The sequence below is a fragment of the Methylobacterium sp. Gmos1 genome (assembly GCF_053764715.1).
In genome coordinates this window covers 1-12,437 of sequence record NZ_JBSNCC010000044.1, presented here as the reverse complement: position 1 = coordinate 12,437, position 12,437 = coordinate 1, and the positions used below count along the sequence as shown (strand labels likewise).

Annotated in this window: 11 protein-coding genes and 1 pseudogene; 5 read left to right on the top strand and 7 right to left on the bottom strand. The window is 57.0% G+C overall.

The features are described from left to right. The first annotated feature begins 957 nt into the window (after positions 1 to 957). The 4 genes and pseudogenes from ACS5PV_RS32405 to ACS5PV_RS32390 all read left to right on the top strand — a co-directional run bounded on the left by ACS5PV_RS32405 (position 958) and on the right by ACS5PV_RS32390 (position 3,573). Complete coding sequence (locus ACS5PV_RS32405; protein WP_455399424.1) at positions 958 to 1,560, top strand: phasin family protein; 603 nt, start codon at positions 958 to 960, stop codon at positions 1,558 to 1,560. A 320-nt stretch (positions 1,561 to 1,880) separates the two neighbouring features. Then, the gene (locus ACS5PV_RS32400) at positions 1,881 to 2,420 is read left to right on the top strand and encodes a hypothetical protein (RefSeq protein WP_455399423.1); all 540 of its coding nucleotides are present in this window, start codon (positions 1,881 to 1,883) and stop codon (positions 2,418 to 2,420) included. 312 nt (positions 2,421 to 2,732) lie between these two features. Further along, positions 2,733 to 2,994, top strand: a pseudogene (gene groEL, locus ACS5PV_RS32395) (chaperonin GroEL); the annotation flags it as partial. Between the two features lie 147 nt (positions 2,995 to 3,141). Then, positions 3,142 to 3,573, top strand: coding sequence for a hypothetical protein (locus tag ACS5PV_RS32390; protein ID WP_455399422.1), 432 nt, complete (start codon positions 3,142 to 3,144; stop codon positions 3,571 to 3,573). Between the two features lie 781 nt (positions 3,574 to 4,354). On the opposite strand, the gene ACS5PV_RS32385 is transcribed toward ACS5PV_RS32390, so the two are convergent. The 3 genes from ACS5PV_RS32385 to ACS5PV_RS32375 all read right to left on the bottom strand — a co-directional run bounded on the left by ACS5PV_RS32385 (position 4,355) and on the right by ACS5PV_RS32375 (position 8,091). After that, on the bottom strand, positions 4,355 to 4,621 hold the full coding sequence (locus tag ACS5PV_RS32385; protein ID WP_455399421.1) for a hypothetical protein: 267 nt from the start codon (positions 4,619 to 4,621) through the stop codon (positions 4,355 to 4,357). Between the two features lie 1,223 nt (positions 4,622 to 5,844). Then, the gene (locus tag ACS5PV_RS32380; RefSeq protein ID WP_455399420.1) at positions 5,845 to 7,212 is read right to left on the bottom strand and encodes a glycosyltransferase; all 1,368 of its coding nucleotides are present in this window, start codon (positions 7,210 to 7,212) and stop codon (positions 5,845 to 5,847) included. Between the two features lie 492 nt (positions 7,213 to 7,704). Next, the gene (locus tag ACS5PV_RS32375; RefSeq protein WP_455399419.1) at positions 7,705 to 8,091 is read right to left on the bottom strand and encodes a DUF7831 domain-containing protein; all 387 of its coding nucleotides are present in this window, start codon (positions 8,089 to 8,091) and stop codon (positions 7,705 to 7,707) included. A 197-nt stretch (positions 8,092 to 8,288) separates the two neighbouring features. Between ACS5PV_RS32375 and ACS5PV_RS32370 the strand changes: the two genes are divergently transcribed. Continuing rightward, positions 8,289 to 8,609 (top strand): DUF6894 family protein, encoded by a 321-nt coding sequence (locus ACS5PV_RS32370; protein ID WP_455399418.1) that lies wholly within the window; start codon positions 8,289 to 8,291, stop codon positions 8,607 to 8,609. 68 nt (positions 8,610 to 8,677) lie between these two features. Here ACS5PV_RS32370 and ACS5PV_RS32365 read toward each other — a convergent pair whose 3' ends face one another. The 4 genes from ACS5PV_RS32365 to ACS5PV_RS32350 form a co-directional block, all read right to left on the bottom strand. After that, the gene (locus ACS5PV_RS32365; protein ID WP_455399417.1) at positions 8,678 to 8,926 is read right to left on the bottom strand and encodes a DUF6894 family protein; all 249 of its coding nucleotides are present in this window, start codon (positions 8,924 to 8,926) and stop codon (positions 8,678 to 8,680) included. Between the two features lie 156 nt (positions 8,927 to 9,082). After that, positions 9,083 to 9,811 (bottom strand): Crp/Fnr family transcriptional regulator, encoded by a 729-nt coding sequence (locus ACS5PV_RS32360; protein ID WP_455399416.1) that lies wholly within the window; start codon positions 9,809 to 9,811, stop codon positions 9,083 to 9,085. 1,518 nt (positions 9,812 to 11,329) lie between these two features. Beyond that, on the bottom strand, positions 11,330 to 12,040 hold the full coding sequence (locus ACS5PV_RS32355; protein WP_455399415.1) for a Crp/Fnr family transcriptional regulator: 711 nt from the start codon (positions 12,038 to 12,040) through the stop codon (positions 11,330 to 11,332). A gap of 206 nt (positions 12,041 to 12,246) precedes the next feature. Continuing rightward, positions 12,247 to 12,437, bottom strand: a 191-nt coding sequence (locus ACS5PV_RS32350; protein WP_455399414.1) for a hypothetical protein, incomplete at its 5' end; no start/stop codon positions are given.

Here is a 12,437-nt window from a genome sequence, read left to right as displayed (position 1 = left end):
GATCCTAACCCGTCACCGCCGATGGCCACCCCCGCGAGAGACCCCGCCTGCTACAGCGCTGTGACGGCGCGCAGGCGGGCTCTCCCGCTCTCGCTCAGCTACACCACTCCAAGGGACACGACCGCTTCAGCCCGTGGAGCCGCCGCGCCCGCCAGACGGCTGCTTAACCGCGTCCTGAGCCGCAACGGGCGCCAGCGGCCAATCTCGCAGCCCCCAGGACCATGCCGTCCCCCCAACTCGCCCAAAAGCAAAACTCCCCGGATAGGGGGTGATTATGGGTGAGGAGCGTGGAGCCTCTTCGCTTGAGGCTGCGATAGAGAGGCTGTGTCGGGGGGTAGGCCTGTGACCAACATGGCTACAGAACCGTCGCAAAGCTCTGCCGGAGGGCAGGGTCGCAGATCGGACACTTCACCTCAAGCGAGAGAACAGGACATGCACCAGCGCATAGGCCGCTTGGAACCTCACCATCATGCCGGTCATTGGTTTGTGCGGTGCAACATGGCCGCTGAGGAGCGGTCATGCTCGGACCCGCCGACATCGAAGACATGATGATGGAGTTGGCAGCCGCCGAAGCTGCAGCCAGCGAGCAAGATCCCCCACAGGCTCAAAACTGGCCACCGACGAGTTGGTCATGGGGAAGCGGTCCGAACACGCCCAGCCCATCCGTCTCGGTTCCACGAACTTGCTCAGTGTTTCCGGTCTTAGATCAAAGATCCAATGCAATCTAATTTAGTTACAAAAATCATTAAGTTGTCTGCGATCTAATCGTGATATCTATGATATATAACATATCGCATCTTCCTTTTAAATGTACGATCTTGCCTTGAAATTCAGAAATTCACCACAATATAGGTGTAGTGCAGCAAAAACCCATATGGTTTGTCGATCGAATTCGACGTGCTTATCAAATATCGTAAGCATTTTAGTGCATATTCGAAATGAGGTTAGGAAAATACCATGACTGCCAATCCAAACACCGCGACGAACAAACAAGCCGAGCAGACTGAGAAGTTCACTGATGCCGTCAAGGCGAGCATCAACGAGGCCGGCGAGCAGGGTACCCAGTTCGCCGATGTTGCTCGCGACAGCATGAGCCGGATGGCCGATCTCAATGAGAAGGCCGCCGATAACGCCAAGCTGATCGTGCAGAAGAACGTCGATGCCGCATCTCAGCAGGCTCGCGAAGCAGCTGATCGTCTCTCGCGCACACTCGGCTTCACCGGACAGGACAGCGAGCGCCTCTCTCGTCAGTCCAAGCAGAACATCGAAGCCGTCACACGCTGCGGCACGGTTCTGACCCGGGCCTATCAGGATGCCTCCCGCAACTGGTTCGAACTGGGCCAGAAGCAGTGGCAGCGCAACCTCGACGGCTTAAACAAGCTGACGCGCGCCACCTCGGTGCAGGAGTTCACGGCGATCCAGAGCGAGCTAGTCCGCGAAGGGCTGCAGCACATGGTGCAGGACAGCAAGGCCATCGCCGATGGCTCGGTCCGGGCGGTCGAGGAGGCCAGCAAGGCCTTCACCAGCGCCGCTCAGCAGAGCCCCACGTTCGTCCGCTGAAGTTGCGTATCACCCTGGGGCAGAGGCCTCGGGCCGCAGCAACACACTCAAGGGGCGGCTCCATCAGCCGCTCCTCCTCCCTGTCCCAGTCGCACCGGCTCTCACGTCGCACGGCCCGGAGTGCAACATGTACTTCCCCTTCTTCAGCGCCATGATGCTCGCCTTCGAGGCTCAGCTTGCCTCGGGTGCCAGCCCGCCAACGTATTGCCGTCTGTAAAATGTTAGCGTGCCGTAGGACGGTATTGCCAAAGCAAAGCTTAAAAATATCCACGATATTTGTTCGATCGTGCTAGTATGCTTTTTGTGCGTCGGAGGTTGTCATGCCCATTCGCGAACAACTCAATATATCCTTCTCTCAAAAGAGAACTGGCATAATATTCGCTGCCACCACAGTAGCTTTGATATTTTGCGGACTGCTCCTCTACATCAGACCGGGAGCAACAGGACCAAATAGCATGGTAGAAGGAGGGGTTGGCGAATTTTCTATATATTTCGCATTGTTTGTTTTTGCTATTTACATAACTTTTATTTCAAAAGATCTAGTAAATATAAATTACGTTGTTTCGGTTGGCGACCAAGGTATTTTTGATCGTCGCATATCGACGGACTGGATACCATGGAGTGCTATACGCGCGGTAAGCATTGTAGATCACTCCTCACAAAAAAGCTTGTTGTTCAAAATATCTGAGTCTGAGGATGTTGCCCGAAAAACTAGGCGCCTGATTATCAATCATACTACTAAGAATGGAGCGCCACACGAATTCTTGGTTGAAGCTGGTACCCTGAAGGGTGGGTTTACCGCGCTGCACAACGCAGTGACCAGTTTTCACCAAATTCCGCAGGATGACCCCGCTCACTGACGCAGGCGCTGGAGGGCCTGGGAAGCTGTCGATTACGAGGTCGCGCGGCATAACAAATAATCAGCCCGAACGCGCCTCGTTGGCGCAAAGGGTGATCGAAATGCCCTCGGCCTCGCCGAAGACGGAGATCACCACCCATCGGTCGGGGCGCTGCATTGCTCTGTGGGGAACCCGATGATGTCGGCCATGGTGAGTTTCCTCAGGCGGCTTTGCGGGGCTGGCGGGCGATGGCGACGGCAAGCTGCCGCTCGCAGACTGCCTTGAAGTCTGCCGCCCTTTCGCAATCGCCACCGGGACCAACCCACGGCCCCTCAGAACTCCGGCGTCGAGGGCTCGATCGTGGTCAGTAACGTTAACTGCCAACGCATCGGCGACCTACGGCTTTGACGCCAGGACGGAAGAGTACGGCAAAATGCTCGTGGCGGGGATCGTCGATCCGGCCAAGGTAGTCCGAGCGGCGCTTCAAGGGGAAGCTTCAATCGCCGGCCTGCTCATCACCACCGAGGCCATGGTCGCGGAGACCCCGAAGAGGGAGGCGCCTGCGATGCAGGGCGGCGGTGGCATGGATTTCTGATCGGGTGCGCCCAGCTAGGGGCTCTCAGAAGGAGCGGCGAGGGTCCGAGTGCTCAGGTTTCACGGGGGCTGAGCCCTCCCGGCTTCAGCTACTCGACCGGCCAGCCGATTGTCGCCGCTACCGATTTTTTTGACGGAAGGACGTCCTGTGACCGACCACATCAGCAGATTGTGCGACCAGCTCCGCATCAAGCTCCACGGCATCGACCGCCGGCTCGAAGCCTTGAAAGCGAACGGCTCCGACCTCTCCGATATCTCGCAACATCAAATCGAAAGTCGCATGGACACGGTTCAGCAGCGCATCTTCGAGCGCAGGCGAACGGTCGAGATAGCTAACGCTAGGGTGAGAGCCTGGGTTGAAAATAAGCGTCCGGGCTTTGATGCCAAGGTGGTAGAATGGCGTCAGGAGCGCAGCTTCCTCGAACTAAACACCCGGGCGGATGATGCTGAAACCTATGCGCTTGCGGTGTTCGAGCTTGCGGTAGCAGCGGCTGATGAGGCGGCCCAGTCCGCGCTTGAAGCGTTGCTTGCGCGCCGAGACGCTACGGGCGCGGCCCTTCCGTCCAACGGGGAGCTATGAATACGTCTTATAGAGATTGATGCGAAGATTTCTAGACACACATAGAGTGCCGGCAGAGATAACGCTGATCCGATCGAGGGATACCAGGTGATCTGCGAAAGGTAGGCTCGGTAGTTAACACAGAAACGCTCAGATCATTTTCTCACCGTTTAGCAAAGGAGCGCCCGATGTGCCGGGCCCATCCCTGGAGCAATTCTTCTCATGGGTCAGGATCGCGGCATGCGGAGCACTATTGTGATACTGCTCTCTTTAGTGCTTCTAACAATCCTGTTCGTTGGAGCCGCCGTGCTCCTGGGCTACGGGCGGCACCAGTTCCATTCTCACCACGACAAGTTGGGGTATGCAGCCTTCACGCTCCATGCGACGTGTGGGCTGGCGCGTCGTGGTGCAGATTGAGCCCGGTGTCGAGCGGTGATTACTTCGCCGAAGACAGGATTTCCGAAATCTGCTCGGGTAATTTTTACCTATGTCGCATGAGGTTATGAACCCTACACAGAACCGCAACATTCTGTAATGATTTCTCTATAATCAACTGAGAAGGCTTTCATGCGCATCTTTTCACGAACAAGGTGCGGAATATAAATGATTGTTTTAATATTCTGATATGTTATAAACGACGAACCCTCAAGCAGTTTCTCTACGACATCAACCACGTAGGAGCCGGCTGGCTGTGTACCATCAATTGCGCTCAGCCGGAATGGATGATCGAACACGATGATCTCACGAGTTGTACGCACAATTCATAGCCACGTTATCGATAGAAACTTGTTATAAAAATCAGTCACATCACCATATTGTCGGTCTTCATGTCATGAAACTTACAATCACGGATGATTTTATTTGCTACATCGGCGGAAACTTCACCGGCAGTAGTAAGATTTTTGAGGGCAAGTGAAAATTCCTGCAATGTCAGTCCATTGAGACACAGCTCAGAACGCAATTTGTCAGTCAAACGCATCATTATGAGATCATGTTTGATCTCAATTTTTGAGGGTAGAGCTAGGCTTCTGCCAAAATGTTTGGAGGTTTTCATGGCCGTGAACTCCATTATTTGATTATCAGTATTTACTTGAAGATCGGTCGTTCTTCATGTCATAGTGTATATTTATAACACATCACACCCTGAATGGAGGTTGGGATCGTTCTGGCATGTTGCGTTATTTCTAAAGTAAACCAACAAGTTAAGTGCTGTATTTAATAAATCGCTAAAAATTCACTATTATCTTACGTATATCACCGTGAGTTCCGTGATTTAAACCATTGAGCAGCAGATACTCTTCGGTTCTTCGGATCGACCATATGAACTATCTTTTCGACCATCAAATTTTTATTATGCTCTATCAGCGCAAATCTGCTAACAGCGTCGTATTGCACCGCTCCGGACATCACTGCAAATATCCGGTTTGTCGAATTTTCAAAGTAAGTCATGTTTTTGCCCTCGCAAATTTGCATTTTCAAATGCACCGACTTAAAAGCCAATGATCACACTCTGAGAAAGTTCCCTGTTTTGCAGAAATTTCACGCAAAAAAACGGCCTGGCTGCACTAAAATTTATAGCGCAGAAATGCTGCACGATGAGTACCTGCTCCACCAAATAGGGCTTGGGCACGAGCGTGCTGTGATCGGCACATCGCATCGCGTCGCATCGCGCGACGCCGGGCGACACCGCACCGAGGTGATCACCAGGCGGATTTGCGGCCAACGCTCAGAGGCCGAGCGGCAAGCGCAAAGCCGTTCATCGATCCCGGTATTTGGATTTTGCTACGGCTCTCCAAAATGTCCCAGACCTCGTCATCGCACGCTGCTTCGATGATGGCGAACCCAGCGTCCGGCGGCATCCAGCAGGTCGCTCGCCATCATGCGTACGAGGCACGTTAGCCGTAAACTTCGACGCTGACTGACATTTCCAGGAGAGCATCGACAGGCCCGATGAAGCTGCCCGTCACTGGCATGATCTGGCGAATGTCGCGCGCCACAGCGGTCTGTGCTATCCAGGCGCGGCAAGCAATCGATGAGGTTGAGGGGCCGGAAGGTCTCGGATTGCGCCGTTCGGTTGATGCGTTGCTCTTGGCGCTTAGACGCGCTCTCGCCCGCCGCTTCGGTGCTTTGGAGTCTTGAGCAATTCCGGCGCCAATTCACACAGCTGAAATTAGCACAGATCTCCGTTCAGACAGCCGCATTACGGTCACTGGTGCTCTGTTCAGGGTAGGGTGCCTCGGTGGCACGATGTCAGAGGGTATCTGAACAATCAGTAATTTTTTCTCGTCTAGCTTAGGACACCATCTCATCAATAACATCGCAGGCGCTCGCGATCCCATTCACCTCCGACATCTGGATTTGTGCCTGACGGCAAGCGTCTAACACCGCAGCGGAACGCATCAGTTCGTCGATCACGCGCCGCGCCCGGCGGACGGTGAAGCGCCAGCGGCTAAGCGAAGCGCCAACTCCGAGTTGCACTACTCGCTGCGCCTCGTCGGCGTGGTCGAACGCCACCGGCACGATCAGCTGCGGGCAGTTAGCCGCTAGTGCCTGGGCCACCGTACCGACGCCACCGTGATGGATCAGCGCCGCGCAGGCAGGTAGTAGCTGGCTCAACGGCGCGTAACGGACGTGCAGTACCCCAGGTGGCAGGTCGGCGGGGATCTCGTCAGCCCGGCTGGCAAGCAGGATGCCTCGCCGTCCCGAAAGCCGGCACACCTCTGCAGCGGTGCCGAAGAACGACTGCGCGCCAACCATTGCCGAGCCGTAGGTGAAGACCAGCGGCGCTGATCCCGCGTGCAAGAATGCCTGGAGGCTCGGCGCTAGGCGGGCGGTATCACCGTAGGTGTCCGCAAGTAAAAAATTGACCTGTCGGATCTGCTCCGGCCAGTCGTTTTGCGGCTGAGCGTACCAGTCGGGAACAGCAAGAAGTACTCGTTCAGGGCTATGCCACCAGTTCCTTAGGCGTTTTACAGGGGCGAGCCCGAGATCGGTCCGGAATGCGTTGAGCGGCGGCAGCACAGAGGGGTCAATGACGAACTTATCAGCACCGCGGCCGAACCCGTGGCGCCAGCGAGCTGGTAGAAGGTTAGGCAGCGGCAGACCCGGCAATCGTGGTGGCGCAAAGCGGCTCTCGACGAGCATCGGCATCATGTGGAGCGTCGTCAGAGACAGCCCAAGTCGTTCTTGCGCTACCCGAGCTCCGAGCGCGAGAGTGGAGGCGACCACCAGATCTTTTCCCGGGCGGGCCTGCGCCTCCAACCAGCGATAAGTCGGTTCGATCGCCTCTGCGATCGCCTTGAACATGATGCGAGCACCCCAGATCGGGCGCCACAGCGCCTGCTGCCTTACCACATGCTCGAACTCGGCCGATGTGCCGATGGCGTGGAATGACAGGCCAGCGCGAGCGGCAAGAGGCATGAAGGGTTCGGGTGCTGCGAGGTATACCTGATGGCCGCGTGCCTGAAGCGCCGCGCCAAGTGCGATGACGGGGAGAATGTCCCCATGAGTGCCAAGAGCTACGAGAAAAACTCGGCGGTTTTCTCCGGTCACCATGTTCGTGCCGGGATGTAATGCAGACAACACCGTCGCATTCGAAAGACAAATCTTTGAGTGTGTCTCATTATTTCTCCGGTATTGATGGCGCGTAGTGAACAACATTGATCATCAAGAATTTAGTATACTCAGCATATAAGATAGCAGAAAAATTCTGCAACAAAATAACAATTGTGTAAAAATTAGAATAAGCCTGATATTAGATGTTCAATATATCAGCATGCAGCGACCGGCGGCGGGGCCTTCTTCGTTTCACGCCACATTAACTTTCGACAAAGACGCTGGTCCATGGCAATGCCAGGAGAAGCGCAGCTGTCGTGATGCGGAACGCCGGCAGCCGTAGCGAGCCGGGGCGAGTTTTCGACCGACCCCTCGTCCCGGCTCACCCCATTCAGCTCACGGGCCGGTTCCTCATCACCCGCGAGCTGTGGGTGATGATGCAGAGCGGGGCCCGGGAGTGCTTGGTTCACTGGCGCGCTCTCACGGCCAAGGCCCGGACCCTAGCTCGGCGGAGGCGAGTGTAGTGCCGGACCAGGAGGATCGCGGTGGGGATCAGGCAGAGGAGGACAGCGGCAGACCCACCCCAGGCGCCGGGTGTCATGCGATGGCTTCCAGCCGCTCGCGGGCTCGCTCCAGGCTCGCCCAAATCTGCGGTGCTCGAAGCTCCAGATCCGCCAAACCAGTTCCGACACCGGCCGTTGGCCATACGACGCTGCCGCCGGCTCGCAGGTGGATCAGGAGGCGGTGCAACGGCTCAGCAGCGGTCGCTAAGAAAACCCCCATATCGGCATCGTCGAAGTACGCCACAGGATCCATAGCCGGCAGTCGCTTGGTCGGGATCCCCACGGCATTCGGCTCGCCGCGCATTTCATACGCCTGACCAATGAACCCGCGTCCGATCAGGTTGTCGCTGAACACCCAAAGCGTGCTCGGCTCATCGCGGAGCATCTGGCGGGTGATGTAGGCCTCTCGACGGATCGGCATTGTCGCACACTACCCTTGCCGGCAAATCAGCCGCTCGTCCTATGGTCCGGTACCGTACCAAGAAGAGAAATGTCATTTGTCAGCTTGCGCTGTTAAGGCGCGCCATGGTTCGTGGAGGTGCAATTGCGGAAATGAGATACCTCAGGCACTTGCCGATCTTCAGCCCTGGCAGTCAGCAACGGTAACCGGATAGCATTATGCCTCGCTTTTTCTTTGATATTCACAATGGTGTATGGAGCCACGATGAGGACGGAATTGAGTGCGTAGATGTAGAAGAGGCCTACCTGCAAGCGAAGCGAGCTCTTCCTGAGATGGCACTCGAGCAAGTGCCGCGCGACGGGGATCATCACACGATCACGGTGTTAGTCACCGACGAGGACCGGCAACCGGTCTACACAGCCACGCTGGCCTTTACGGGACTTGCTATAAGAAAACTGGTTGCACCCCATCGTGGCGAGCAGGATTTAACGGCGGAAATAGCTGAGCCCGGTAGCGAATTGATTGTGTCCCCGCAGTAGCCAATGCGAACCGTCAACTCGGCTCACATCGCCTCGTTAGTGCATAGATCGGTTGTGGTGTTACGTTATTAGTTAGGTTGATGCGATATCCACACGCCTGAAAGCGACAGTGTAGCAACATATAAGAGATTGCCACTGACATCACGCACGCTCGCTGTAAAGTTGCGGCGTTCGCCATCTGGCATCTTCTGCTCTGCCATCCCAGGTAGAGCCTCATGTGCAGCGTCTCGCGCGGCCCGAAGATCAGAAAAATCTAGTCCCTCGTCATCCCTGACTGCAAGATCATCGTCGTCGGTATCAATGAAGTAGCGAGGCATTATTATCTCCGCCGAACGCAAGCGAGAGTACTTTCATCTCTCAGGCGCCGACGCTCAGGATTGCCAGCCGGCGACGATCTCTCCATACTTTCATGCAGACCTGAGCGCAATAACATAGTCTAATCATAAAAGTTGATTTTGTATCGGTAGGCTCGCTCAGTCTGACGTCTCGCCAATCGGCCTTAGGTGCAGGTATTTAGGATCAAAATCAGCAAATGCCTTCAAACGCTTCACGTTGGGAATGTAGATACGTCTGTGTTTCCATACAATAAGATTTTGTCCCCTCAAATCCTGTAGTGTACGGTTCACATGAACAACGGATAAGCCAAGAGTATCGGCGATATCAGTCTGCGAAAGAGGAAATTCGAAGCTGTCTGCGTCTGCACACCCAACAGTCTGCAGCCGCACCAGCAACTCGCAGATCAGGTGCGCCATCTGCTTGTCGGCAGGACGTTGTCCCATGCTGACGAGCCACGACCGCAACGTGCCTTCGTCGACGAGTGTCGCCCACCACAGGGCGCGCATGATACGGGGATGGTTCTGATTGAGTTCGTCGATGGTTGCCGTCGGGATCTCGACAATGTGGCATCCCCAACCCGTACCGATGGTGTGATCCATCTCGCCCAGGATGGCGACATGCAGGTCACAGAAGTCGCCCGGCACGAGGAAGGCCATGATCTGGCGTTTGCCGTCAGGCAGAAGCTTATAGCGGCAGGCGAACCCATCTAAAACGAGGTGCACGTTTCCTGGCTTTGTCCCTTCGGTGATGATGTCTTGGTTCGCTGCGATCCGGTGCGTCTTACGACAGATTGCCTCTAGGATGGCTCGGTCGTCGTCGGTGAGGCGAGCGCCGTGCTCGAGCTTCCTGATCAGTGGATTAGACACGACGGCTCCCGAGCGAAACTGCTTTCTTAGAAGTGATATCATACCCAGTTGTTCCCGATGCGTCCGTGCGCAAGACGAGCTGACTCCATCAAATGTTAATTTAATCGCCCCAGACTGGGTTGTCAGTCAGCTCGGCGCGCTTACATTATCTAGTGCGCTGACACCTTCAAAAGATACACTGCATACGTTAAATTCCTTTGAGATCGCAATCGGTTGGCAGAGGAACACGTGACACGTTCGTTGATATCGGTGTACTAGTAGTTAGAACCTATCAGATGCATTTGGTTATCTTGCAGTTAACACTCTACGAGCGATCCTATACATCATAGAGAACCATGACAATGTCGCATCTAATGCCAACAGAGTCGGCTCGACCTCGCCAAGAATGCCGACTCCTTTGAAATAGCCCTCGACACGGCCGACTGCATCCAGGCCGCAGGACCAAGCACGGACGGTCGGGGAAGGCGCGTTCATGGGACGGCCTATCGCACCTTTTTGGGATGCCCACCCTGCCAGAGTTTGACGAACGGCACCGCTTCATGCCGAATGAATGATTAAGGCAGCTCGCATCCCGCGAGTCGCTACCAGGATCACCGCCGCGACAGCAGTCACCTGAAAAAGCAAGACCCCGGAGGCCTGCCAGGGCCACCAGGGTCTAGAGCCCCGAGGGGGCCGATCCATTCATCACAAGCCGGATCATCCCCCGAAATCGCTGTGCGAGTCAATTTGAAAGCGTCACTTTCGGAGATGGGCTCGGCTTGCCTGTGACGGACCGCGCTGACCATCGGCGCCGAATGCTGAACCGCGGCCCGAGAGGGCCGAACGATGACGTGTACCTACCGCTTGCTGCGCTCCGTCGCGGACAGGCTTGAGACGGCCCTGCGGGGCCGGAAGAACGCGGCTGCCTGCCTCGCCCTTGCGGACATGGCTCGGCCGGTTCTGGAGCGCCCCCAGGCGGCTCCTCTACAGCTTCCCTGTCGATAGGCGGGCGATCGCCGACCGGGAGGATCTGGGCCTGAACGAAGCCCGGGTGCGCGGCGCGCTTGCGATACTGGAGGAAATTGGCTTCGACGCCCGGTACGCGCCCGAACCAGGCAAGCGTTATCAGCGCACGGCCGATGGCCTGCACAGGCGCCCGCTGCTGTTCAGGTTCGCCGAGGAGTACGCCGTAGCCTTAACGGCAGCGAATGCCCGCGCTCAGGCGGCCCGTAGAGCCCCGGCGCCGGCAAGGCGCCCGAATAAATCTCTCGTCCCGAGCCCCAACGGACGTCAGCGGCCAACGTCGCAGCCCCCAGGGCCATGCCATCAGCCTAAGTCGCCCAAAAGCAGACTTCAGGCGGAAGCCGCCTCCTTATGGGCGAGGAGCGCGGTGCCTCGCCGCTTGAGGCTGCGATAGAGAGGCTGCGCCGTGGCATCGGCTTATGACCGGCAGAACTACGGAGCCGTCGCAAGCTCTGCCGAAGGGCAGGGTCGCAGGTCGGGCAGAGCCTCATCCGTCCGAGGCCTGGACAGCCCTCATCACCCCTCGGCGAGTAGCCGCTCGTACTCGGCCTCGGCTAGTCCGTAGGTGTCGTCCGCCAACTCCATCAGCCGCTCGCGGTCCAGCACACGAACCCGCCCGCGCATGGCCTTGATCAGACCAGCCCCCTCAAGGATGTGCACCGACGTCGTTACACCCGGCCGGCGCACGCCGAGCATCAGCGCCATGAAGTCGTGCGTGAGCGGCATCTCGTCCTTCTGGAGGCGGTCGTGGATCATGAGGATCCAGCGGGCCAGCCGACCCTCGATGTTGAGATCCGCGTTGGCGTGGACGGTTTGCCCTACCTGCACGATCAGGCTCTGTACATAGCGCCCAAGCACGCCGCGCAAGGTCGCGCTCTCGTCGAGGGCGGCCCGGAAGGCGGCTGCCGGAATACGCAGCACCGTGCCCTCGCCCTGCACCATCGAGGCGTGCGGCGTCCGGTCAGTGCCGAGAAGCAGGGGCGTGCCGGCAAAACCGTCATAGCCGACTGTTCCGATCTCCAGTCGGCCCTCGGCCGTGTGGCTGATGATGGAGCAGAGCCCCTCCTCAATGAAGAAGGCGTCGGTGATTGGCTCGTGGGGGGTGATCAACATTTGGCGCAGCTTGATCGGCTGAGCTTCGAGATGGGGAGCGAGACGGGCGAAGTCGTCCGGCGTAAGCGCCTTGAGAAGGCGGTTGCGGACGGTTTCCTGCTGAGGATGCGACACGGCTCTGCTCCCGGTTGGGGCAAGAGCACACGCGGTCTCCCAAGCGTCCGCGCCCGAACAAGTCCGCAAACGATAAGCTGTATCTGGCACTCCGAGCCAGTCGTTTCAATAGGAGCACGTCAGTACGGTATCGTACAATAATTTTATGTCTGCGTCTCTTTCCGCTCGGTTCCAACGTGCGTCACTTAAATTCTTACGCAACGGTGTCAGAGTCCATCCACCCGACGCTGGATCCACTCGTGCGCTTCGTCCAGGTCGGCGAACTTCGGCTGGGTGAACCGCCCCGGGTTTCCTGGAGGCTCCAACTTCTGAGAGGATGGAGCCATGACGAAGCGAACAGCCCCTTTTTCGCCTGAGGTGCGCGAGCGCGCGGTGCGGATGGTGCGCGACCATGAGG

Bases quoted from the DNA above. Each gene is read 5' to 3' on its own strand.
- ACS5PV_RS32370 (WP_455399418.1), top strand. From the start codon at position 8,289: ATGCCTCGCTTTTTCTTTGATATTCACAATGGTGTATGGAGCCACGAT.
- ACS5PV_RS32405 (WP_455399424.1), top strand. From the start codon at position 958: ATGACTGCCAATCCAAACACCGCGACGAACAAACAAGCCGAGCAGACT.
- ACS5PV_RS32400 (WP_455399423.1), top strand. From the start codon at position 1,881: ATGCCCATTCGCGAACAACTCAATATATCCTTCTCTCAAAAGAGAACT.
- ACS5PV_RS32385 (WP_455399421.1), bottom strand. From the start codon at position 4,621: ATGGAGTTCACGGCCATGAAAACCTCCAAACATTTTGGCAGAAGCCTA.
- ACS5PV_RS32375 (WP_455399419.1), bottom strand. From the start codon at position 8,091: ATGCCGATCCGTCGAGAGGCCTACATCACCCGCCAGATGCTCCGCGAT.
- ACS5PV_RS32380 (WP_455399420.1), bottom strand. From the start codon at position 7,212: ATGTTGTTCACTACGCGCCATCAATACCGGAGAAATAATGAGACACAC.
- ACS5PV_RS32365 (WP_455399417.1), bottom strand. From the start codon at position 8,926: ATGCCTCGCTACTTCATTGATACCGACGACGATGATCTTGCAGTCAGG.